The following is a 22,516-nucleotide window of genomic DNA, read 5'->3' as shown; positions in this document are numbered from 1 at the left end:
TGGCGACTTTAGCATGTCATGCAAGGTGTGCGAGGGTTGGCTCAGGTACGACACAGTTGGCGGGATGAAAGAGGACTTCACCATGCGCAAAAGCTTGATTGCAATGCTGGCCTTGGCGGCCCTGGGTTCGGCCTCGGCGGGCTGGGCAATGGAGGGCAAAAGCCTGGCTGCGGCTCAGGGTATTCCATACCCCGCGGTGATCGCTCACCGCGGCGCCTCTTATGATGCCCCGGAATCAACCACGCCCGCGTACCTGCTGGCGCGCGATCTGGGTGCTGACTACCTGGAGCTCGACCTGCAACGCACGCGTGACGGCGTACTGGTGGTGGTCCATGACGATGAGCTGTCACGCACCAGCGATGTCGCCGAGCGCTTTCCCGAGCGTAAGCTCAGCCCGGTCAGCGCGTTCACCTTGGCCGAGCTCAAAACCCTGGACGCGGGCAGTTGGTTCAACAAGGCGTATCCCGAGCGTGCCCGGCCGTCGTTCACCAAACTGCCCATCCTTACCCTGGACGAAGTCATCGACATCGCCGAAGGCAACCCCAAGCGTCAACCGGGCTTGTATATCGAGACCAAGGTGCCTAACCAGTTCCCGGGGATTGAAAAGCAGCTCAAGCAGCGGCTCGAGGCCCGTGGCTGGCTGAACCGGCCTGGGCGTGTGGTACTGCAGACATTCGATCGCAACAGCCTGGCGCTGCTACACGAGGCCATGCCGCAGGTGCCGAAGATTCTACTGCTGTGGGTGGGAACCAAGGCCATCGCACCCGCCTCTGGCCAGGATTTCGCTGATTCAGGCGAAAGCGACAAGGCCGCCTTTTACGCGCGACAGCAACCGAAAGATCGGGCGCAATTCCTGCGTTGGCTGAACATTGCCAAGCAGGGCGGGGCGATCGGCACCGGCCCCTCGGCCAAGCGCAGCCAGCTGGGTGAACAGAGCTATGCCGACCTGATTCAGCCGTGGATGAACCAGGCCAGCCATGAGCGCGGGCTGCTGGTGCATGTTTACACGCTCGATGAGGCGCAGGACTACGCCAACGCCATGCAGGCTGGGGTTGACGGGATTTTCACCAACCGGGCCGCGCAATTGCTGCGGTTCTATCAGCGCCCCACCGAAAACGAGTCGGCGTTACTGGAAAGGTCAGGTTATTGAGCGAGCCGGTTTTTGCCTTGGGGAGGTCAACCAAAGCACAGAAACGAAAAAAGGAGCCAAGGCTCCTTTTGACAGCGATGACGTTGCTGGAACGCCATGCGGGAATGCGGTGTGGAGCGGGTAGAGGGAATCGAACCCTCAACTAAAGCTTGGGAAGCTTTCGTTTTGCCACTAAACTATACCCGCGTCTGCGATCGACTTTGTACCAGAACGCTCCTCGAATTAGAAGCCCCAGTTATAAACCAGGCCTAAAAAAAGCTGTCGGCGCCCATAGCCTGCGGGTCATGGCTACAGGACGCCGATGCACTCAGATCGCCCATGCATGCTGCCCTTGGGTGTTGCTGTAAAGGTTACGTGCCCGGGATTCGCGCACGGTCGGCTTGAGGAAGCCAAGCAGGGCGCTGCGCGTGGCTTCGCAAGCAGTCTTGTTTTCCATGTCGAGGAAGTGGCCGGCATCACGGATCACCGTGAAGTGGCTCTTGCCGACATGGTTGCCGAACTGTCGGGCGTCTTCGGCGGTAGTGTATTCATCACGGTCGCCGTTGATGAACAGCACCGGGATATCGATGTTGCGCGCACCCTTCAGCGCCCGGTCCAGATCATGCTGCAGCACCTGGTTGATGTGGTAGTGCATCTGCGCGTACTCGTGCGTGTCCAGGCTGCTGACGTGCCGATAGTTGAAACGCTTGAACAGCGAGGGTAGGTGCTTGCCGATGGTGTCGTTGACCAGGTTGCCGACCTGATAGCGATCGCAGGCGGCCAGGTACTGGCAGCCGCGGTCGAGGTAGTCGCGCATCGGTTCATTGATCACCGGCGAGAACGAACTGACCACTGCCTTTTTCACCAGCCGCGGCTGGTGCGCCAGCGCCAGCAGGGTGCAGGCACCGCCCCAGGAAAACGACATCACGTGATCGGCGCGGAAGTGCTCGATCAGCTCCAGCAGGATATGCGCTTCGTCCTCTTTGCTGATCAGGCGCTCTTGGCGGTTGTGCGGTTTGGACTTGCCGGAGTACGGCTGGTCGTACAGCACCACGTTGAATTGCGGGTGCAGGTTTCGCACCGTCTGGGCGAACGAGGCCGTGGTAGCCAGCGAGCCGTTGATCAGGATGATCGTCTTCTCGGCGGCATCGGCGCGATGGAACTCCGTGTAAACCCGATACTGACCTTGGATATCAAGTACAGCGATTTCTGGCCTCATGTCATCGACTCCTGGCGCAAAAAGGGTATTCGCGTCACCTAGGGTGCACGTTCAATATGACAGGTAGGCATTTGCCTGAAGAAATTACCGGGGCCCTGTGTCGATCCTTGGCACACGTGTCGACGGTATTGTTTTTGGCGGGCAATTTGCCGTGCCCCAAAGCATCGAGGCCTTGGGTGGCCGGCAAAAAGTGTCCTGGTCCGCGTTTGTGACTCGTGAGTCACGTGCGGACCGACAAGGTAGGATTCAAGCAGTGGGTTGGGGATCCCGCAAGGGTCCCCTGGGGAAATTTGTGACTTTTGCCGCTGGGCGGTCGTATGACCGCTGCGCGGCGCCTGTGCCGGGCTAGACCGCGGCGATTTCCTCGGCCGTCAGCACCCGGAATTCACCCGGCGCCAAACCTGGGTCGAGGCGTATCGAACCCATGCTTTCCCGGTGCAGCCCTACCACCTTGTTGTCGAAATGCCCGAACATGCGCTTGACCTGGTGGTAGCGGCCTTCGACGATTGCCAGCCTTGCATTGCGCGGGCCAAGTATGTCCAGTTGCGCGGGGAGGGTGGTGAGGTCTTCGAAGGCGAAGTAGAACCCTGCACGAAATTTGTCGACGTAATGGCCACCGATTTCGTCCTCGGTCTGCACCAGGTAGTGTTTGGGCAGTTTGGTCGCTGGCTGGGTCAGGCGGCGCGACCATTGGCCATCGTTGGTCAGGATCAGCAGCCCGGTGGTGTTGTAGTCCAGCCGGCCGGCGATGTGCAGATCGTCGCGCAATTCGGCGGGCAGCAGGTCAAGCACGGTGCGGTGCTGAGGGTCTTGGGTAGCGCTGACGTAACCGGCCGGTTTGTGCAGCATCAGGTAACGTGCCGGGCGGCCGGCCTGCAGTACCTGGTCATCCACCTCGATACGGCTGAATTCGCGCACTTCGGTGCGCGGGTCGGCGACGGCCGCACCATCCACACGCACACGCCGCTGCACCAGCAGCAGGCGCACTTGCTGGCGGTTATAGCTGGGCAGGTTGGCGAGGAAGCGGTCAAGGCGCATGGGGCACGAGCGTAGGCAAAAGGCCGCGCAGTCTAGCGCTTTTCACTGTCGATCGGGGTGGCGGTGTTCGCCGGCAGGCTGGCGCCCGCCGCGCAGCGCGGGCACAGGCACGATTGGTCACGCAGCTCTTCGGGCAACGCCTGCAGCACCGCCGGGTCGATGGCCACCGCAAAGCACCAGCACGGTTCAGTGGCGGTGCGTGGGTCGGCCAGGGTGCACTGGTTGAGGGCGCCGCAAGCGGGGCAGCGCTGGTTTTCATTCATAAACGAGTCCGGGTGTTTCACTGCATACACGGTTGCGGCCGGCCTGCTTGGCACGATAAAGCGCGCGGTCGGCGCGGGTCAGCAGGGCGTGCAGGGTGTCGCCTGGCTGCAGGCCACTGAGGCCGATGCTGGTGGTCAGGCGCAGCGGCTGTTCGTCGTAGCTGAAGGTCAGCTGCTCGGTGCGCCGACGGATCTTTTCCGCCACGTCGAGCGCTTGCCGGCCTTCGATTTCGCGCAGCAGCACAATGAATTCCTCGCCGCCCCAGCGGCAGAGTATATCCGACTGGCGCAGGCTGCCTTGCAGCACATTGGCGAACTGGCGCAGCACTTCGTCGCCGGCCAGGTGGCCGTGGGTATCGTTTAGCGCCTTGAAATGGTCGAGGTCGATCAGCAGCGCCACCAGCGGCGCGCAATCACGCTGGGCCTCCTGCAGGGCCTGGGCCGCCAGCAGGTCGAAGCTGCGCCGGTTGGGCAGCCCGGTAAGGCTGTCGAGGGTGGCCAGGGCCTCGATGCTGGCCTGATGACGCCTGAGCATGGCATGCAACAGCGACAGCACCACCAGCGTGATCATCGCGCAGATCGCAAGGTTCAGATACAGCGAGTGGCGTACCCGATCCAGGGCACCAGTCTCGCGCTTGTCCACCAGCAAGTACCAGTCAAGCTCCGGCAAATGCCGCACATTCAGGAAATGGCTGTGGCCCTCGCTGTCCGTGTATTCATGGCTGCCTTCGGCGGGTACCGGCCCCTGCTCCAGCAGCTCGTCCAGGCCGGGGTTGTCGCGCAGTGGCTGGCCGGCCCGCAGGCCATGTGGGCCGCCATCAGAACCGCTGAGCAAGACCTTGCCCTTGGCATCGGTGAAGAACACCGAGCGCTGGTAACGCCGCTGGTAGGTGTCGATCAGTTTGACCACCGCGTCCACGCTAAGGCCCACCCCGGTAGCGCCGATGAAGCGCTGCTGGTAGTCCAGCACCTTGTAGTTGATGAAGACCGTGAGGCTGTCGTGGTTGGCCATGTCCAGGTCGACGTTGATTTCGTAAGGCGCCTTGAGCGCGCGCAGGCGGAAGTACCAGGCGTCACGCCAGGTACCTGCCTCGACATGCTTGAGTACCCCCTTGGCCTGGTAGTAGGTCAGGCTGCGGTCTGAGACGAAAAAGGAGGTGAAGGTGTCCTGCTTGCCCATCACTTCGCCGAGGAAGCGCGTGACGCGTTGGGGGTCCTGTTCGCCGGCGAGCACCCAGTCGCGCAGGAACGTGTCCTGGGCCATCATCGAGGCGATCAGCACCGGGCGGATGAGGTCTTTTTGAATCTCCGAATAGACGGTATCGGAGGTCAGCGGCAACTCGGTGTTGACGATGCCATCGCGGATCGCGCTGCGTGAAGCGAAGTAGCTGAGCAGCGAGGTGGCGAGAAAGCCACAGGCCAGCAGCATCAGCAGGGTGAGGATCAACGAGCGCTGCGAAAACAATGCGGAGCGTGAAGGCATGATCGTCCCGTGATGTGTGCCGAGGCGATCATTCTAGTGACATGACCGGAAAAAGACTGCAGGTTTTTTGTGGGTATCCGTGCTGTTTCAAATTGTTGCAGAAATGGCACTGCACGTTGGCCGCAATGTCTTATTCAGTGTCGATGAACGCTTTGCGGTCGACGCTCGCCAGCGCCGCTGTTCGGGCACCCCAGCGGTCCAGGAGGCCGCCATGTCCTATCGAATTCTGTTGATCGCCCTGTTGGGTCTGATGACAACCGCCTGCGTACCCTACTACCAGGGGGGCAGCTACTACCGCTCCGATTACTACACTACCGACCGCTATGTGTCGCCGGGTTACTATCGCCATGACCGCTACTATGTAACGCCACAACCGCGCTATTACTATCAGCCGGCGCCGCGTTACTACCGGCCGGCACCCGTGCCGCACTACCGGCCGCATCCGCAGCCGGGTTTGAACCAGTGGCATGGCAACCCGCGCTATGACTATGGCAACCGTCAGCGCTATGACTACGGGCGCGATCGCGACCGGCATGACTACCGCAATGACAGCCGGCGGTATCAGAACGACCGCTGGCATTCCAACGGCCGGGGTGATCGTGACCGCCGGCCTGATGGCAGGCGCGGCGGTGATCGCAACTGGCAACGCTGAGCATGAAGGGGCCGCTGCTGCGGCCCTTGTTCATGCCAGGTCAGCCAGCGGATGTCGCCCCTCCCATATCTTGACGAAATGCGCCTCGACCACCGCGGCGGGCACCTGCGCCACATCCGGCCAGTGCCAGCGCGGCTGGTTGTCCTTGTCCAGCAAGCGGGCGCGCACCCCTTCGCTGAACTCGGGGTGACGGCAACAATTGAGGCTCATGCTGTACTCCATCTGGAACACCTGCGCCAATGACAGGTGCCGGGCGCGGCGTATCTGCTCCCACACCAGGTGTGCCGTCAGTGGGCAGCCCTGATGCAAGCGTTGGCCTGCCTCGGCCAGCAGCGGGTCTTCATGGTGGTTAAGCCCTTCGAGTGCCCGCCATGCGGCCGCAGGGTCCGCGACATCCAGCAGCGCATCGATCGCCTGGCGCCGCGGCAGCCATTGCGCCTTGGGCAGTTCGGCAAAGGCACGGTGCTGCTCTGACTTGAGCAGGCTGTTGAGTTGCAAATCGGTCTGCTCTTGCCAGTTCATCTGCAGCAACTCGTCGATCAGGCCTTCTTGCTGATGCTCGCCAAGGAACCGGTCAGCCAGGCCCAGGTCGAGGGCGTCTCGGGCATTGATGGGCGCGCCAGTCAGCCCGAGGAACAGCCCCAGCTTGCCCGGCAGGCGGCCAAGGAACCAGCTGGCACCCACGTCGGGGTAGAGGCCTATGCTGATCTCCGGCATTGCCAGTCGGCTGCTGGGCGTGACGATGCGGACCCTGGCACCCTGCAGCAGCCCCATGCCGCCGCCCAGCACATGGCCATGGCCCCAGCACAGCAGCGGTTTGGGGTAGGTGTGGATGAGATAGTCGAGGCGATACTCGGCGGCAAAGAACGACGCCGCCAGGGGGGGCACGCTGCCTGGGTGTTTGCGGCAGGCCTGGGCCAGCGCACGGACGTCGCCACCCGCGCAAAACGCCTTGGCGCCATTGCCACGCAGCAATACGCAGACCACGCCCGGGTCGCGGGCCCACTCATGCAACTGTTCGCCGAGCACCTCGATCATCGGCAGGTTGAGGGCATTGAGCGCCTTGGGCGCATCCAGGGTGGCAATGCCGATTCGGGCGCCGTCGACGCCGGTGAGTACCTCGCAGTGAATGGCCATGGACTACCTCGCTCCAGTCGTCCCCCTAGTATGGCCTGCCTGGCCGATCACGCCGGTCGTCGGTCGGACCGATTGACAAGGGGGGATGGCTTACCTAGTGTCGCGCCATTGATTACGGACGCCCCCATGACTGACGACGATCGCATCAAACTCGAGCCCGGCTGGAAAGACGCACTGCGTGCCGAATTCGACCAGCCCTACATGCACCAGCTGCGTGAATTCCTGCGCCAGGAATACGCTGCCGGCAAGGAAATCTACCCGCCAGGGCCGCTGATTTTCAACGCGCTCAACTCCACGCCGCTGGAGCAGGTGAAGGTGGTGATCCTCGGCCAGGACCCGTACCACGGCCCCGGTCAGGCCCACGGCCTGTGCTTCTCGGTGCAGCCAGGCGTACCCACGCCGCCGTCGCTTGTGAACATCTACAAGGAGCTGCAGCGCGACCTGAACATACCCATCGCCAACCACGGTTACCTGCAGAGCTGGGCCGAGCAGGGCGTACTGCTGCTGAACACGACCATGACCGTCGAGCGCGCCAACGCTGCTTCGCATGCCAAGAAAGGTTGGGAATTCTTCACTGACCGTATCATCCAGGTCGTCAGCGAGCGTTGCTCGAACGTGGTGTTCCTGTTGTGGGGCGCGCACGCTCAGAGCAAGCAGAAGCTGATCGACGGCACCAAGCATCTGGTGCTGAAGTCGGTGCACCCGTCGCCGTTGTCGGCCTATCGTGGGTTCCTCGGCTGCGGGCACTTCAGCCGGACCAACGGCTTCCTTCAACAGCGTGGGCTAGCGCCGATCGACTGGGCGTTGCCGCCCTTGTAGATTCAGCTTTTTCGCGGTTGCCGCTGATCAGCGTTCCACACCCTGAACAGCGGCTCCGCCAGAAACAGCACGAACAACAACCGCATCACCTGCAACGCCGTCACCAGCGGCACTGACAACTGCAAGGTTTCCGCCGTCAGGCTCATCTCGGCAATCCCGCCGGGCATCATCCCCAGGGTCAGCGAACGCAGGTCCAGCGCAGTCAGCACGCTCAACCCCCACGCGGCACTGCCGGCAATCAGCATGCAAAGCGCTGTGGCCAGCAAGGTGCGCCCCAGAAACGAGGGTGCGCGACGGAAAAACGCGCGGTTGAAGTGGCAGGCCAGGCCACTGCCGATCAGCCATTGGCCGATCTGGCTGGCGCCGTTGGGCAAGGCTATCTGCAGATCGCCCGCCAGGCTTGCTGTCGCGGCCACCAGCAAGGGCCCGAACAGCCAAGGGTTAGGCTGGCGCAAGCGCTGCCAGACGAAACCGACCGCCACCCCCAGCGGTGCGATCAATGCCAGCCAGCCCCAGCTTACGCTGCCGGCATGATTGAGCGGCACGCCATCACCGATGAGGAACTTGAACAGCGCCGGCACGCACAGCACCACCGCCAGCACGCGCAGGCTCTGCGCGGCGGCCACCTGGCTGAGCACCGCGCCATTGCGCGCACCCAGGTTGACCATCTCCCCGGAGCCGCCAGGCATGCTGGCGAAAAATGCCGTGGCCCGGTCCTCGCCGGTGCGCCGCAGCAACCACACGCCGACCACGCTGGAAACGGTGGTGAACAGCGCAGCAAAGAAGATCAGCACGAAATGGCTGGCCACCTGTTCGATCACCGCCGGGGTGAAATGCAGGCCAATCCCCAGGCCGATGATGCATTGCCCGCATTTACGGCCGTTGGGGATTTCCGACAACTGCCACGGCGTCAGGCAACGCACCAGGATGATCGCCAGCAACGAGCCGACCATCCAGGGCAGCGGCCAGCCGACCAGACTGGCGAGATACCCGCCCGCCAGGCCGACCAGCCCCGTCGCCCAGAACAGCGGCAACGACCGGTCAGGCATCGGCCATCGCCCGGCGCTGCTGGGCGCGCTTGCGCCAGATGCGCAGCAGCGGCAGGGTCAGCATGCAAATGGTCAATACCCATACCGACATGCTGATCGGGCTCGACCAGAGAATGCCCAGCTCACCGTTGGAAATCGACAGCGCGCGGCGCAGGTTCTGCTCCATCAGGCCGCCGAGGATGAACCCCAGCAGAATCGGCGACAGCGGGAAGTCCAGCTTGCGCAGGATGTAACCCATGATGCCGATGCCGACCATCAGGAACAGGTCGAAGGTGGTGGCATGCACGGCGTATACACCGATCGCGGTGATGATCGCGATCACCGGCACCAGCGCCCAGTTCGGCACGGCGAGGATGCGGGTGAAGATGCGGATCATCGGGATGTTCAGGATCACCAGCATGATGTTGGCGATGAACAGCGACGCGATCAGGCCCCAGACGATGTCTGGTTGCTGTTCGAACAGCAGCGGGCCCGGGGTGATGTTGTACAGCGTCAGTGCGCCGATCATTACTGCCGTGGTACCCGAGCCAGGCACGCCCAAGGTCAGCATGGGCACCAGGGCGCCGCAGCAGGAGGCACCGATGGCGGTTTCCGGCGCGGCAAGGCCGCGTGCATCACCCTTGCCGAAGTTGCCCTTGGTACCGGCAATGCGTTTTTCGGTCATGTAGGCCACGGCGCTGGCCAGCGTTGCGCCGGCGCCCGGCAGCACGCCCATGATGAAACCGAGCAGGCCGCAGCGGATGTTGACCGCGAACACCGACGCGGCTTCCTTGACGTTGAACAACATGCGCCCGGTGGCCTTGACCGCCTGGTGGCCATGGTGAGTCTTCTCCAGCAGCAGGAGAATTTCGCTGATCGAGAACAGCCCCAGCACCAGCACCACGAACTGAATACCGTCGGCCAGGTGCACGCTGTCACCGGTGAAGCGGTACACGCCGCTGTTGGCATCGATGCCGACTGCCGAAAGGAACAGGCCGATCAGCGCGGCAATGAAGGTCTTCAACGGTTTGTCGCCGGCCATGCCGCCTAGGCAGACGATGGCGAACACCATCAGCACGAAATACTCTGCCGGGCCGAAGGCTATCGCCCATTTCGCCAGCAGCGGGGCGAACAGCACCATGCCGCAGGTGGCGATGAAGGCGCCGATGAACGAACTCCACGCCGACAACGACAAGGCCACGCCGGCCAGGCCCTTGCGGGCCATCGGGTAGCCATCGAGGGTGGTCATCACGGTCGAGGCTTCGCCGGGGATGTTCAGCAGGATCGAGCTGATCCGCCCGCCGTATTCGCAGCCCAGGTACACCGCAGCCAGCAGGATCAGCGCAGACTCCGGTGGCAGGCCGAGGGCAAAGGCGATCGGGATCAGCAGCGCCACGCCGTTGATCGGGCCCAGGCCTGGCAGCAGGCCGACTACGGTGCCGATCAACGTGCCCGACAGGGCGGTGACCAGGTTGTACGGGCTCAGCGCGACGCCGAAGCCCTGGCCCAGGTAGCTCAAGGTATCCATGTGTCAGTTCTCCAGTGCGCTCAGCAGGCCAAGGGGTAGGGGGACGTCCATCACGCGGTCGAACAGCCAGTAGAGGAACAGGCTCATGCCCACCACCACGATGGCGCTGTGCAGCCAGCGGCCGCCATACAGCCGGGCCATGGGGATACCGACCAGCATGGCGCTGAGGATGAAGCCCAGGGCCTCGAAGGTAGCGGCGAAGACGATCAGCAGGCCGACGCAGGCGGCGATCTTGATCAGGGTTTCGCGGTCCAGCGCTGGCTCGTCATCCTTGCGCACGATCGGCGTAGGACGGATGGCGAGGTACAGCAGGCCCAGGCCCATCAGGCCGAGCATCAGCAGCGGGTAGGCGCGGGGGCCGACCGGTTCGTAGGAAAACGCCGCCTGGTAGGGCCAGGCCATCACGGCCAGGGCGGCGCACACCGCCAGCAGAGCCAGGGCGAAGATACGTTGCAGGATCATGAGTAAATCCTCATTGGGCGCGGACTTTGTGGGAGCTGGCATGCCCCGCCAACACCGGCAAAGCCGATGCCATGCAGCGCGGTGTCAGTTTCGCGGGGCAAGCCCGCCCCCACAGGGATCGGTTCAGGTAATCGGCGATTTACTGAATCAGGCCAAATTCCTTGGCCAGCGCCTTGTAGTCCGCCACCTGTTTCTTCACATAGCCGTCCAGCTCTTCACCGGTCATGGCAAACGGGAACAGCTCGCGCTGGTCACGCAGCTGGGCGAAATCCTCGGAGGCGAGCATCTTGTCGAACGACTGTTTCCACCAGGCGTAGTCTTCATCGCTCACCTTCGGCCCCAGGTAGAAGCCGCGCACCACCGGCCAGACGATGTCGTAGCCCTGTTCCTTGGCGGTCGGGATGGCCTTCATTTCCGGCTCGTCCAGGCGGTTTTCCGAGAACACGGCGAGGATGCGCATGTTGCCGCTCTGGATGTGCGGCATGGAGTCGGAAATGTCGGTGGAACCGACCTGGATGTGGCCACCCAGCAGTGCCGTGGCGATTTCGCCGCCGCCTTCCAGCGCCACGTAGCGCAGGTCGCGCGGGTTGATGCCGGCGGCCTTGGCGATCAGCGCAGTCTGCATCCAGTCCTGGCTGCCGACGGTGCCACCGGAACCGATCACCACCTTGCTCGGGTCTTTCTTCAACGCCGCGACCAGGTCGTCGAGGGTCTTGTAGGGCGAATCGCTTTTCACCGCGATGGCGCCGTAGCTGGTGCCGACCGCCGCCAGCCATTTCACGGCGTTCTCGTCAAAGCGGCCGAACTTGCCCTGGGCCAGGTTCAGCAGGGAGCCGCTGGACCACGCCACCAGCGTGCCGGCATCGCCCGGCCGCTGGGCAACCACAGCGTTGTACGCCACCGCGCCGACACCGCCGGGCATGTAGGTAACGCGCATCGGTTTGCTGAGGATCTTCTCCTGCACCAGGGCACTTTGCACCAGCTTGCAGGTCAGGTCGAAACCGCCGCCGGGCGAGGCCGGGGCGATGCATTCAGGGCGTTTCGGTTCGGCAGCGAGGGCATTGCCGGCCAGCAGCAGGCAACCGGTAGCCAGGACGAGGCGGCGCAGTGAAAAGGTCATCGTCTATCTCCGTGAGCATTGTTGTTATTGGGTTACCACAGGGCCACGCTGTAGCTCACCAGCAGCCGCACTTCGTCGGCATCGCGGGCGAAGTTGGAACGGAAGGTGGCGTTGCGCAGGCGCACGGCGACGTTTTTCAACGGGCCGCTTTGTACCACGTACTTGAACTCGGTGTTGCGCTCCCACTCCTTGCCCTCGCCACCGGCGGCGCGGCTGACGTTGTCACCGTTGATGTAGCGGGTCATGAAGGTCAGCCCAGGGATACCCAGGGCGGCGAAGTTGTAGTCGTAGCGGGCCTGCCAGGAGCGTTCGTCGGCACCGGCGAAGTCGTTGATCTGGACGAAGTTGACCAGGTAAGGGTCGGCACCATCGATGTAGGGGAAGGCGCTGTCACCGGACAGCTGCTGCCAGGCGCCACTGACCTTGTGCCCGCCCAGGCTGTAGCTGAGCATGCCGTTGAACGTGGTGTTTTCGATGCGCCCGGCCTTGGCTGCGCCTGCGTCATCGCTGATCGCCAGGCGCAGATCGGCGCCGAAGGTGCCCGGGCCCCAGGGCTGGGTGGCGAGCATGCCGATGAAGTGCTGGCGGTAGATGTCATCGAGCTGGGCGAAGTGGTAGCTGCCGGTGATACGGTCGGTGAACGTGTAGTCGAGGCCGGCCAGGTCGAGGTTGTCGGCGCTGAACGTGCCGCCAAAGCGGCCGTTCTTGTTGTTCAGGGCCAGGTCTTCCCAGTTGGTGTCATTGCGGTCCTTGGCCTTGTCCAGGCGCCCGCCGGTGAAGGTCAGGCCTTTGACTTCCTGCGAGGTGAGCAGGCCGCCTTCGAAGGTTTGCGGCAGGATGCGCCCGTCGTTGGGCTGCAGGGTCGGCAATTCGGGGATCAGCGTGCCGACTTTCAGTTCGGTCTTCGACACCTTCACTTTGCCGGTCAGGCCGAGCTTGGAGTACTCATCGGCGGCCCTGCCATCATCGTGGGTCGGCAGCAGGCCGGTGTCGGTGCGGTCGGGGCTGGAGTCGAGCTTGATACCGAGCATGCCCAGCGCGTCCAGGCCAAAGCCTACGGGGCCATCGGTGTAGCCGGACTCGAAGTTGAGCATGAAGCCCTGGGCCCATTCGTCGCGCTTGGATTGCTGCGCGCTGGTGCCGTCGCGGAAGTCGCGGTTGAAGTACATGTTGCGGGTTTCGAAGGTCGCCGTGCTGTCTTCGAAGAAGGCGGCCTGGCTGGTCGGGGCAACGCCGGCAAGCGCAAGTGCGCAGGCATAGGCGGGCGGGCGTGCGGACAGGGAACGGGTAGGCGCGTACGCCTGCGGCTGCGATGACAGCATCGAGGATGGCTCCGTTATTGTTCTTATTCGTTGCACCTTGCTGGTGCTTTTTTCGGCGCGCGGGGCGACCGTGGTGCGATGCTAGGTAACGAACCTTTCGCTAACCTTTCAGCCTGAAAGGTTTGTCACATGGGGCTTCACAGACGGGGTGACAGCGGTACACTCCGCGCCACCGCCCCACCCGAGCAGGGAGAATCCGATGCGTGTGCTGCTGGTCGAAGACCATCTGCAACTGGCCGAAAGCGTGGCCCAGGCCCTCAAGAGCCACGGTTTGACCGTGGATGTATTGCACGATGGCGTGGCCGCCGACCTGGCCCTGGCCAGCGAGGAATATGCCGTTGCCGTCCTCGACGTGGGCCTGCCGCGCATGGATGGCTTCGAGGTGCTGGCGCGTCTGCGCGGCCGTGGCAAGACCCTGCCGGTGCTGATGCTGACCGCCCGCAGCGACGTGAAAGACCGTGTGCATGGCCTGAACCTGGGGGCCGATGATTACCTGGCCAAACCCTTCGAACTGACCGAGCTGGAAGCCCGAGTCAAAGCGCTGCTGCGGCGCAGCGTGCTCGGTGGCGAACGCCAGCAGCGCTGCGGGCCGCTGGTGTATGACCTCGATACCCGGCGCTTCAGCCTGGGCGAGGACAACCTGACCCTGACTTCGCGCGAGCAGAGCGTGCTGGAAGCGTTGATCGCCCGCCCGGGCCGAGTGATGAGCAAGGAGCAGCTGGCCGCCCAGGTGTTCGGCCTGGACGAGGAAGCCAGCCCCGACGCCATCGAAATCTACATCCACCGCCTGCGCAAGAAGCTCGACGGCCAGCAGGTGGCTATCGTCACCTTCCGCGGCCTGGGTTATCTGCTTGAGCACCGTGATGCGTGACGACGGCAGCCTGCGCGGGCGCTTGCTGGGCAACCTGGCGCTGTTGCTGGTGGTGTTGATGCTGGCCAGCGGCCTGAGTGCCTACTGGAATGGCCGCGAAGCTGCCGACACCGCCTACGACCGCACCTTGCTGGCCTCGGCGCGCACCATCGCCGCCGGCCTGTCCCAGCGTGACGGTACCCTGAGCGCCGATGTGCCCTATGTGGCGCTGGACACCTTTGCCTATGACAGCGCCGGGCGCATCTACTACCAGGTGCTGGACATCAACCAGAAGCTGATCTCGGGCTACGAGAAACTGCCGCCGCCACCGCCCGGCACACCGCGCACCGACGATTATCCGGCGCTTGCGCGTTTCTACAACGCCACCTACCTCGGCCAGGACGTGCGTGTGGTCAGCCTGCTCAAGGCAGTGAGTGAGCCCAACATGAACGGCATGGCAGAAATCCGTGTGGCCGAGACAGAGGAAGCGCGGGTCAGCATGGCCCGTGGGCTGATGGCCGACACCTTGCTGCGCCTGGGCATGCTCGCGTTGGGTGCGTTGGTGATGGTCTGGTTTGCGATCAGCGCGGCGTTGCGCCCGCTTGAGCGCCTGCGCACGGCCGTGGAGGAGCGCCAGCCGGATGACCTGCGCGCACTGCCGCTGGTGCAGGTGCAGCGCGAACTAAGCCCGCTGGTGCGCGCGTTGAACCACTTCACTGAACGGCTGCGCGAGCAGTTCGAACGCCAGGCGCAGTTCATCGCCGAGGCCGCCCACGAGCTGCGTACACCGCTGGCGGCGCTCAAGGCGCGGGTCGAACTCGGCTTGCGTTCGCAACAGCCCGAGGAGTGGCGCCAGACCCTGGAGGCCGCTGCGCAAGGCACCGATCGGCTGACCCACCTGGCCAACCAGCTGCTGTCGTTGGCACGGGTTGAAAATGGCGCTCGGGCGATTGCCGAAGGGGGCGCCCAGCGCCTGGACCTCAGCCAGCTGGCCCGTGAGCTGGGCATGGCCATGGCGCCGCTCGCGCACAAACGCGGCGTGGCGCTCGCGTTGGAGGCCGAGGCACCGGTGTGGCTCAAGGGCGAACCCACGTTGTTGAACGAACTGCTGAGCAACCTGGTGGACAACGCCTTGGCCCACACGCCTGCGGGCGGTAACGTGATCTTGCGGGTGATGGCGCCGGCGGTGCTGGAGGTCGAGGACGATGGGCCCGGCATCCCCGAGGATGAGCGCGAACGGGTGTTCGAGCGCTTCTACCGGCGCAGTGCGCAGGGGAGCGGGTTGGGCCTGGCAATCGTCGGTGAGATCTGCCGCGCACATCTGGCGCAGATCAGCCTGCACGATGGCGAGAACGGCGGGTTGAAGGTGCGGGTGAGTTTTATCGCGGATTGATGGGGCCCAGTCCCGCCCCCTTCGCTGATGCAGTCCACCTTTGGGTGTGGGCTTGCCCCGCGAAAAGGCTGGCCCGGGCAGCCCAGGTCAGCGCAACAGGCTCCGCGCTTCCAGCAGCTCGCCTATTTCCAGCTCGGTGCCAAATGGCAACCCCAGGTGCCGATAGGCCGGCAGCGCCGCCAGCGGCCGGCTACGCCCGCGTTGGCTGATGCACCGGGCAATCTGCACCACGTCGATGTAGTCGACCTTGTCGGTTTGCCGGTCCAGGTCCTGCACCTGGCTAGGCAGTTGCACCAACTGCTCGGGAAATTCCCATGAGGACAGTATCTTGTCGCCCAGCACCGGTTGGATCTGCTCGATCACGTAGTGCAGGCAGACCGGGTCGGAGAGCAGTTCGTTGTGCTCTTCGGCATAGATCAGCACCGGCAGCGCGCCGATCTGATGGACCAGGCCGCCAAGGGTCGCCTGGTCAGGTTTCAACTGGGTGAAACGACGACAAAGTTCGTAGCTGATGCCCGCTACTTCGAGGCTGTTCGCCCAGATATCCCTGAGCTTCTGCTCCACCGCAGACGAGCGGGCATGGAAGATCTGCTCGATCACCAGGCCGATCGCCAAGTTGCAGCTGTAGTTGATGCCCAGTCGCGTGATGGCGGTGTGCAGGTCGGTGACCTCGACCGCCGCGCGCAACAGCGGGCTATTGACCACCTTGATCAGGCGTGCCGAGAGGGCGGCATCGCGGCCGATCACCTTGCTCAGTGCGGCAACGCTGATCTCGGTGTCCTCCGCCGCCTCGCGGATGCTCAAGGCCACTTCCGGGAGGGTCGGCAAGACCAGGTCATCGTTGGCGATGGCCGCGAGCAACTGTGCTTGAACCATCTCGGCCAGCTTGTTCATGTACTTCTCTACCGCAGGGGTGGCGGGCTGGTCAGCGCTGGATTTCCCGGTCGCGGTCCAGTTCGTAAGGCAAGCTCGACACATGCAGGCGTGGGCCTTCAAGGCTGCCCAGGTGCAGGTTGTTGTCCGCCACTGCCTCGGCAGTCAGCACCGCAAGCAGTTCGCAGCCCTGGCCAGTGCTGGCCGCAAGCACCACTTCACCCACAGACGAGCCGTGGGTAGGCGAGAAGATTTCGGCGCCCGGCGCAGGGATGTCCTGTTGGTCGAGCAGCAGGCGGTACTGACGGCGCTTGAGCTTGCCCAGGTACTGCATGCGGGCGACGATTTCCTGGCCGGTGTAGCAACCTTTCTTGAAACTCACGCCATCGACGGCCTGCAGGTTGATCATCTGCGGGATGAACAGCTCGCGGGTCGGGCCCATGACCTGGCCAATCCCTGCGCGGATCTGGCCCAGCAGCCAGTCGTTGAGGCTGCCTTCGGGCAATACCGCACTGAGTTTTTCGCGCACGCTGGCAGCAGCGTCTGCGGGCACCCAGAGCTCGGCGCGGCCTTCGGACACGGCAATGGCGATCAGGCCTTCATGGCGCACGGTGGTGCCGGCGCCGGTCGGCATGCTCAAACCCAGCGCCTGCAGCGCCGCGTCACCGCCCTGCAGGCCGAACCGCGCCCAGGCGGCACTTTCGTCGCTGAGCGTGGCCTTGGAGAACACGGCGTACTTCTTCAGGTCGGCCAGTTGCGCCTCGAGCAGTTCGCTGGCCATGGCCAGCAGGTAGCCGTTGCCTTCGGGCAGGATACGGAAGCTCGACTGCATGCGCCCTTTGACCATGCAGCGGGCGCCAAGGCTGGCGTGCTCCAGGCTGAGGTAGTTGATGTTGCAGGTCAGCTGGCCCTGCAGGAACTTGCCGGCGTCGGAGCCGCGGACGGCGAGGATGCCCTCGTGGGACAAGGGGCTGAAGAAAGCGGAATCGGCCATGGGGGATCGCGGTGGCTAAAGACTGGCGGCCATCATAGAACGCCAGTAACAAAATAGGTAGGTGACTAGACCAACGCCTCGTGCCGCTTCGTGCGCCGGGCTGTATACTGGCGGCCCATTTGAGGAGGGCCCCATGGTCGAACAAACTGAACTCAACCGGCTTTTCTGGCACAGCCGCCGTGGCATGTTGGAACTCGACGTACTGCTGGTGCCTTTCACCCAGGAGGTCTATGCGACCCTGAGCGATGCCGACCGCGAACTCTATGTGCGCCTGTTGAGCTGTGAAGATCAGGACATGTTCGGCTGGTTCATGGAGCGCACCGAGTCCGAAGACCCGGAGCTGCAGCGCATGGTCCGCATCATCCTGGACCGTGTCCAGCCCAAGTGAGTGTTTCGAGTGCCGTTGGCAAGGCTCACGCCTGTTGCTGACGGCCTATCTGATCTGCCAGGGGCTGGCACAGTCTGCCTTGTGGCTGAGTACGACACCCTGGTGGCTTTGCCTTCCTGCTGTAGCCCTTTGCCTTGCCCATGCTTGCTGGGCCATCCCTCGACGTATCCTGCTGACCCATGCTCGCGCCGTCACCGGCCTGCGGCGTGATGCGCTTGGCTGGCGGCTGTTCTGCCGTGCCGAGGGTTGGCAGGCCGTGCGCTTGTGTCGGGATAGCGTAGCGCTGCCGGGTTTGGTGGTGTTGCGGTTCGTGCGGCCGGGGCACTGGTTTGGTGAAAGCCAATGCATTGTCCGCGATGCCCTGGAGGCCGAACAGCACCGGCGCTTGCGGCTAAGGCTGAAGTTCAGCCGGCGCCGGTGGGCTGAGGTTGCTGGGCATTAGCGATATTCAGTGTCGGCTTCTTCGCGGGTAACTGTGCGAACGGGCTTGCCCGCGAAAAAGGCGACGCCGACCTTCAGGTCGGGCTCAGAATGGTGTCCTTGGCCTCGGGCAGCATCGACGGGTAATCCAGGGTGTAATGCAAGCCGCGGCTTTCCTTGCGCTGCATGGCCGAGCGAATCATCAGTTCCGCCACCTGGGCCAGGTTGCGCAGCTCGATCAGATCGCGGCTGACCTTGTAGTTGCTGTAGAACTCGTCGATCTCGTCGAGCAGCAGGCGAACGCGGTGCTCGGCACGTTGCAGGCGCTTGCTGGTGCGCACGATCCCCACGTAGTCCCACATGAAGCGGCGCAACTCATCCCAATTGTGCGCAATGATCACGTCCTCATCCGAGTCGGTGACCTGGCTGGCGTCCCAGCAGGGCAGAGCCTTGGGCATCGCGACCTGGTCCAGGTGCGCCTGGATGTCCGCGGCAGCGGCGCGGCCATAGACGAAGCATTCGAGCAGCGAATTGCTGGCCATGCGGTTGGCGCCGTGCAGGCCGGTGAAGCTGGTCTCGCCGATGGCATACAGGCCTGGCACGTCAGTGTGCCCACGATCGTCGACCACCACCCCGCCACAGGTGTAGTGGGCAGCCGGCACCACCGGGATCGGCTGACGGGTGATGTCGATACCGTACGTCAGGCAGCGTTCGTAGACGGTCGGGAAGTGGCTCTTGATGAAGTCAGCCGGTTTGTGGGTGATGTCCAGGTACACGCAGTCCACGCCCAGGCGCTTCATTTCGTGGTCGATGGCGCGCGCGACGATATCGCGTGGGGCCAGTTCTTCGCGCGGGTCGAAACGCGGCATGAAGCGCTCACCGTTGGGCAGGCGCAGCAGGGCGCCTTCGCCGCGCAAGGCCTCGGTGACCAGGAAGCTCTTGGCCTGCGGGTGGTACAGGCAGGTCGGGTGGAACTGGTTGAACTCAAGGTTGGCTACCCGGCAGCCGGCGCGCCAGGCCATGGCGATTCCATCACCGCAGGCACCGTCGGGGTTGCTGGTGTACAGGTAGACCTTGGCCGCGCCGCCGGTGGCCAGCACGGTGAAGCGCGCACCAAAGGTGTCCACCTCACCGCTGTTGCGATTCAGCACATAGGCACCCAGGCAGCGATCGCCGGGCAGGCCCAGGCGGCGCTCGGTGATCAGGTCGACCGCTACACGCTGCTCGAGCAGCTCGATGTTCGCGCGCTTGCGGGCCTGTTCCAGCAGCGTGGTGAAAATGGCCGCGCCCGTGGCATCGGCGGCGTGGATGATGCGCCGGTGGCTATGCCCGCCTTCGCGGGTGAGGTGAAATTCGAAACCGCCGTCGTCGACACTGTGCCGATCGTCGCGGGTAAAGGGCACGCCCTGTTCGATAAGCCACTGGATGGCTTCACGGCTGTGTTCGACGGTGAAACGCACCGCATCCTCGTGGCACAGGCCACCGCCAGCATTGAGCGTGTCCTCGACATGGGACTGCACGGTATCGGTGTCGTCCAGTACTGCGGCGACACCACCCTGGGCCCAGAACGTCGAACCGTTGGCCAGGTCGCCCTTGCTCAGCACGGCAATGCGCAGGTGGCTGGGAAGGTTAAGTGCCAAGCTGAGACCGGCAGCGCCGCTGCCGATCACCAGGACATCATGTTGGAATTGTTGGCTCATGTCGGGACACTAGTAATCTTTGGAAAGGGCACGGCACAATAGTCACGCGCAGATGGCATTGTGAAACTATCGTGAAAGGTGGCCGGGCAGCCTTTATAGCAGCCTGCGGTGGCCAATTTCCATGCCACCTGCGACGTTACGGCGATCTTCGTGGGAACTTTCCTACATGGCTGGAAATCCTATGAAGGCTGCCCGTGCGCCAGAAATTCGCGCGGCGACGCGTGGCGGCGGCTCTATCCGGGCTGACACCTGCGTATCCGAAACCTGATTATCGACGCAGCCGGCCGTGCCCGCGCCGCGTCTTCCGTGCGGGCCAGACCAAGGGCCGCAGGAAACTTGCTTGGAGGAGAGAACTTTTGCGAAAAGCCCGAGTCTATGTTTGCAAGCCTGAACGATGGCTTTTGCAACGCTCCTTCGAGTTCACTGAGGAGTGTTCATGCTAACCCAGGAAGAGGATCAGCAGCTTGTCGAGCGCGTGCAGCGCGGCGACAGGCGAGCGTTCGATCTGTTGGTGCTGAAGTATCAGCACAAGATTCTCGGGTTGATCGTGCGGTTCGTTCACGATACCCACGAGGCCCAGGATGTGGCGCAGGAAGCCTTTATCAAGGCTTACCGTGCGCTTGGCAATTTCCGCGGAGACAGTGCGTTTTATACCTGGCTGTACCGCATCGCCATCAACACGGCGAAGAACTACCTGGTGTCCCGTGGAAGACGGCCGCCAGACAGTGATGTGAGCTCCGAGGATGCGGAGTTTTACGACGGCGATCATGGTCTCAAGGATCTCGAGTCCCCAGAACGCTCCCTGTTGCGGGATGAAATCGAAGGCACTGTCCATCGCACCATCCAGCAACTGCCCGAAGATCTGCGCACGGCCCTGACCCTGCGTGAGTTCGATGGGTTGAGTTACGAAGACATTGCCAGTGTCATGCAATGTCCGGTGGGTACCGTGCGCTCTCGAATCTTCCGCGCTCGGGAGGCCATAGATAAAGCCCTGCAGCCGTTGTTGCAGGAAACCTGAGACAGCGGCGACAGCCAAGAGAGGAACCGCCATGAGTCGTGAAGCTTTGCAGGAATCGCTGTCCGCGGTAATGGATAACGAAGCGGACGAACTGGAATTACGACGGGTGTTGAACGCCGTCGATGATGCCGAAACCCGTGCCACCTGGTCGCGTTACCAGGTAGCCCGCGCAGCGATGCACAAGGAGCTGCTGCTGCCCCAACTGGATATCGCCTCGGCGGTGTCTGCAGCGCTGGCTGACGAGGCCGTGCCGGCCAAAGTCAACAAAGGCCCATGGCGCAGCCTTGGCCGCCTGGCCGTTGCCGCCTCGGTCACCGTTGCGGTGCTGGCTGGCGTACGGATGTACAACCAGGACGAAATCACCGGTGCCGAACTGGCTTCGCAGCAACCTGTCCAGCAAGGCCTGAGCATGCCACAAACTCAGGGCCCGGCTGTTTTGGCAGGCTATAGTGAAAGCAGTGAGCAACCGACCGGGCCAATGGCCAACGGCGTGCTGCAGAACCAGGCCGGCTGGGACCAGCGTCTGCCAGGCTATCTGCGTCAGCATGCGCAGGAATCCGCGCTCAAGGGCACTGAAACTGCCCTGCCGTATGCCCGCGCCGCCAGCCTGGAAAACCGCTAAGTAAGGAGGATCATGCGCGCGCTACCTCTCTTGTCGCTGCTGATAGGCAGCTGCATGACGGTGCCAGCGTTGGCAGCCAACTCGTCGCCCGAGGCGAGCGAGTGGTTGAACAAGCTGGCACAGGCCGAGCAAAAGCAGAGTTATCAGGGCTCCTTCGTCTACGAACGAAACGGCAGCTTCTCTTCCCACGATATCTGGCATCGAGTTCAGGACGGCAAAGTCAGCGAGCGGCTTCTGCAGCTCGATGGCACCGCCCAGGAAATCGTGCGGGTTGATGGCAAGGTGCAGTGCGTCAGCGGTGCCCTGGCCAGTGGAGTGAGCAGCCTGCCTGACGCTGCGCCGCGCATGCTCGATCCCTTGAAGTTGATGAGTTGGTACGACTTGAGTGTGCAGGGCAAGTCGCGCGTCGCCGGGCGCGATGCGGTGATTGTCTCGCTCAGCCCGCGTGACCAGCATCGTTATGGGTTCGAGTTGCATCTGGATCGTAAAACCGGCCTGCCACTGCGCTCGTTGATGCTCAACGAAAAGGGGCAGTTGCTCGAACGCTTCCAGATGACCAGCCTTGATACCGACAACCTGCCGACTGATGCGCAGTTGCATGCCAGTGCTGCCTGCAAGCCGGTGGAGCGTGTCGCCAGCGCCAAGACCGAAGCCGTTGCAGGTTGGCGATCGGACTGGCTGCCGCCAGGTTTCGAGTTGATCAACAGCACGGTACGCCGTGACCCCACCCGTGACAGCGCCGTCAGCAGCCTGATGTACGACGACGGTCTGGCACGCTTCTCGGTGTTCCTCGAGCCGGTGAAGGAAGATGCCAGCGCCGATGTGCGTACTCAGCTTGGCCCTACCTCGGCGGTTTCGCGTCGCCTGAATACGCCCAAGGGCAAGGTGATGGTCACCGTGGTTGGCGAAATTCCACTGGGTACTGCAGAGCGCATTGCGCTGTCGATGCGGCCCCAGGATGCTCAGGCGCGCCAGTGATGGCGCGTTTTTTTCGGCCCATTCGAAGGCGTACGGACATGCGGCTGAAATGAAATTAAAGCATTGTCATTTGCAATCCC

23 protein-coding genes and 1 tRNA gene are annotated in these 22,516 nt (G+C 63.4%); 10 read left to right on the top strand and 14 right to left on the bottom strand.

Features of this window, described 5'->3' with window-relative positions; genetic code table 11:
* Nucleotides 1-82 precede the first annotated feature (82 nt).
* On the top strand, nt 83-1,150 hold the full coding sequence (locus ACFY68_RS08250; protein ID WP_387525484.1) for a glycerophosphodiester phosphodiesterase: 1,068 nt from the start codon (nt 83-85) through the stop codon (nt 1,148-1,150).
* Nucleotides 1,151-1,262: 112 nt separating this feature from the next.
* Here ACFY68_RS08250 and ACFY68_RS08245 read toward each other — a convergent pair.
* The 5 genes from ACFY68_RS08245 to ACFY68_RS08225 form a co-directional block, all read right to left on the bottom strand.
* A tRNA-Gly gene (locus ACFY68_RS08245) sits at nt 1,263-1,336 on the bottom strand.
* 121 nt (nt 1,337-1,457) lie between these two features.
* Entirely contained in the window at nt 1,458-2,348 is an 891-nt protein-coding gene (locus ACFY68_RS08240; RefSeq protein ID WP_387525481.1) for an alpha/beta fold hydrolase, read from the bottom strand.
* A 345-nt stretch (nt 2,349-2,693) separates the two neighbouring features.
* Nucleotides 2,694-3,386: a pseudouridine synthase gene (locus ACFY68_RS08235; RefSeq protein ID WP_387525478.1), complete on the bottom strand. Its 693-nt coding sequence runs from the start codon at nt 3,384-3,386 to the stop codon at nt 2,694-2,696.
* A 32-nt stretch (nt 3,387-3,418) separates the two neighbouring features.
* Nucleotides 3,419-3,649, bottom strand: a complete 231-nt coding sequence (locus ACFY68_RS08230) for a cysteine-rich CWC family protein (protein WP_387525475.1) — start codon at nt 3,647-3,649, stop codon at nt 3,419-3,421.
* Entirely contained in the window at nt 3,642-5,132 is a 1,491-nt protein-coding gene (locus ACFY68_RS08225) for a diguanylate cyclase (RefSeq protein WP_387525472.1), read from the bottom strand. The genes ACFY68_RS08230 and ACFY68_RS08225 overlap by 8 nt, the downstream gene beginning before the upstream one ends.
* Before the next feature lie 211 nt (nt 5,133-5,343).
* Here ACFY68_RS08225 and ACFY68_RS08220 point away from each other — a divergent pair, with 211 nt between their 5' ends.
* Complete coding sequence (locus tag ACFY68_RS08220) at nt 5,344-5,784, top strand: hypothetical protein (protein ID WP_387525469.1); 441 nt, start codon at nt 5,344-5,346, stop codon at nt 5,782-5,784.
* Nucleotides 5,785-5,814: 30 nt separating this feature from the next.
* Here ACFY68_RS08220 and ACFY68_RS08215 read toward each other — a convergent pair whose 3' ends face one another.
* Entirely contained in the window at nt 5,815-6,921 is a 1,107-nt protein-coding gene (locus ACFY68_RS08215; RefSeq protein ID WP_387525466.1) for an enoyl-CoA hydratase/isomerase family protein, read from the bottom strand.
* A 126-nt stretch (nt 6,922-7,047) separates the two neighbouring features.
* On the opposite strand from ACFY68_RS08215, the gene ung reads away from it, so the two are divergent.
* Nucleotides 7,048-7,740: a uracil-DNA glycosylase gene (ung, locus tag ACFY68_RS08210; protein ID WP_387525464.1), complete on the top strand. Its 693-nt coding sequence runs from the start codon at nt 7,048-7,050 to the stop codon at nt 7,738-7,740.
* A 2-nt stretch (nt 7,741-7,742) separates the two neighbouring features.
* On the opposite strand, the gene ACFY68_RS08205 is transcribed toward ung, so the two are convergent.
* From ACFY68_RS08205 to ACFY68_RS08185, 5 genes are all read right to left on the bottom strand, one after another.
* Complete coding sequence (locus ACFY68_RS08205) at nt 7,743-8,789, bottom strand: AbrB family transcriptional regulator (RefSeq protein ID WP_387525461.1); 1,047 nt, start codon at nt 8,787-8,789, stop codon at nt 7,743-7,745.
* A complete protein-coding gene (locus ACFY68_RS08200) occupies nt 8,782-10,296 on the bottom strand; it encodes a tripartite tricarboxylate transporter permease (RefSeq protein ID WP_387525458.1) in 1,515 nt (504 codons plus the stop codon). The genes ACFY68_RS08205 and ACFY68_RS08200 overlap by 8 nt, the downstream gene beginning before the upstream one ends.
* A 3-nt stretch (nt 10,297-10,299) precedes the next feature.
* Complete coding sequence (locus ACFY68_RS08195) at nt 10,300-10,758, bottom strand: tripartite tricarboxylate transporter TctB family protein (RefSeq protein ID WP_387525455.1); 459 nt, start codon at nt 10,756-10,758, stop codon at nt 10,300-10,302.
* A gap of 139 nt (nt 10,759-10,897) precedes the next feature.
* Nucleotides 10,898-11,878, bottom strand: coding sequence for a Bug family tripartite tricarboxylate transporter substrate binding protein (locus ACFY68_RS08190; protein WP_387525452.1), 981 nt, complete (start codon nt 11,876-11,878; stop codon nt 10,898-10,900).
* A 32-nt stretch (nt 11,879-11,910) separates the two neighbouring features.
* Nucleotides 11,911-13,200, bottom strand: a complete 1,290-nt coding sequence (locus ACFY68_RS08185) for an OprD family porin (protein WP_387525449.1) — start codon at nt 13,198-13,200, stop codon at nt 11,911-11,913.
* 199 nt (nt 13,201-13,399) lie between these two features.
* On the opposite strand from ACFY68_RS08185, the gene ACFY68_RS08180 reads away from it, so the two are divergent.
* The gene (locus tag ACFY68_RS08180; protein ID WP_346614484.1) at nt 13,400-14,071 is read left to right on the top strand and encodes a response regulator; all 672 of its coding nucleotides are present in this window, start codon (nt 13,400-13,402) and stop codon (nt 14,069-14,071) included.
* Nucleotides 14,064-15,443: a sensor histidine kinase N-terminal domain-containing protein gene (locus tag ACFY68_RS08175; protein ID WP_346614483.1), complete on the top strand. Its 1,380-nt coding sequence runs from the start codon at nt 14,064-14,066 to the stop codon at nt 15,441-15,443. Before ACFY68_RS08180 ends, ACFY68_RS08175 begins: the two co-directional genes overlap by 8 nt.
* Before the next feature lie 87 nt (nt 15,444-15,530).
* Here ACFY68_RS08175 and ACFY68_RS08170 read toward each other — a convergent pair whose 3' ends face one another.
* Together ACFY68_RS08170 and ACFY68_RS08165 are read right to left on the bottom strand one after the other, a co-directional pair.
* Complete coding sequence (locus tag ACFY68_RS08170) at nt 15,531-16,337, bottom strand: HDOD domain-containing protein (protein WP_387525444.1); 807 nt, start codon at nt 16,335-16,337, stop codon at nt 15,531-15,533.
* Between the two features lie 31 nt (nt 16,338-16,368).
* Nucleotides 16,369-17,310, bottom strand: coding sequence for a YgfZ/GcvT domain-containing protein (locus ACFY68_RS08165; RefSeq protein ID WP_387525441.1), 942 nt, complete (start codon nt 17,308-17,310; stop codon nt 16,369-16,371).
* Between the two features lie 133 nt (nt 17,311-17,443).
* Between ACFY68_RS08165 and ACFY68_RS08160 the strand changes: the two genes are divergently transcribed.
* Together ACFY68_RS08160 and ACFY68_RS08155 are read left to right on the top strand one after the other, a co-directional pair.
* Nucleotides 17,444-17,698: a succinate dehydrogenase assembly factor 2 gene (locus ACFY68_RS08160; protein ID WP_346614480.1), complete on the top strand. Its 255-nt coding sequence runs from the start codon at nt 17,444-17,446 to the stop codon at nt 17,696-17,698.
* Nucleotides 17,682-18,140 (top strand): protein YgfX, encoded by a 459-nt coding sequence (locus tag ACFY68_RS08155; RefSeq protein ID WP_387525438.1) that lies wholly within the window; start codon nt 17,682-17,684, stop codon nt 18,138-18,140. Before ACFY68_RS08160 ends, ACFY68_RS08155 begins: the two co-directional genes overlap by 17 nt.
* Before the next feature lie 73 nt (nt 18,141-18,213).
* Here the strand turns inward: ACFY68_RS08155 and nadB are convergent, their stop codons facing one another.
* The gene (gene nadB / locus ACFY68_RS08150) at nt 18,214-19,818 is read right to left on the bottom strand and encodes an L-aspartate oxidase (protein WP_346614478.1); all 1,605 of its coding nucleotides are present in this window, start codon (nt 19,816-19,818) and stop codon (nt 18,214-18,216) included.
* Nucleotides 19,819-20,254: 436 nt separating this feature from the next.
* Here nadB and rpoE point away from each other — a divergent pair, with 436 nt between their 5' ends.
* The 3 genes from rpoE to ACFY68_RS08135 are packed head-to-tail and all read left to right on the top strand — an operon-like array spanning nt 20,255 to nt 22,436.
* Entirely contained in the window at nt 20,255-20,836 is a 582-nt protein-coding gene (gene rpoE / locus ACFY68_RS08145; protein ID WP_003252049.1) for an RNA polymerase sigma factor RpoE, read from the top strand.
* A 31-nt stretch (nt 20,837-20,867) separates the two neighbouring features.
* Nucleotides 20,868-21,458 carry an RseA family anti-sigma factor gene (locus tag ACFY68_RS08140; protein WP_346614477.1) on the top strand — a complete coding sequence of 197 codons (591 nt, stop codon included), beginning with the start codon at nt 20,868-20,870 and terminating at the stop codon, nt 21,456-21,458.
* A gap of 12 nt (nt 21,459-21,470) precedes the next feature.
* The gene (locus ACFY68_RS08135; protein ID WP_387525426.1) at nt 21,471-22,436 is read left to right on the top strand and encodes a MucB/RseB C-terminal domain-containing protein; all 966 of its coding nucleotides are present in this window, start codon (nt 21,471-21,473) and stop codon (nt 22,434-22,436) included.
* The last annotated feature ends 80 nt before the right edge of the window (nt 22,437-22,516 follow it).

The sequence above is a fragment of the Pseudomonas sp. NPDC012596 genome, assembly GCF_042902325.1.
GTDB lineage: Bacteria > Pseudomonadota > Gammaproteobacteria > Pseudomonadales > Pseudomonadaceae > Aquipseudomonas.
The sequence above is the reverse complement of the archived record's forward strand: the minus strand, read 5'-3'. Positions and strand labels throughout refer to the sequence as shown.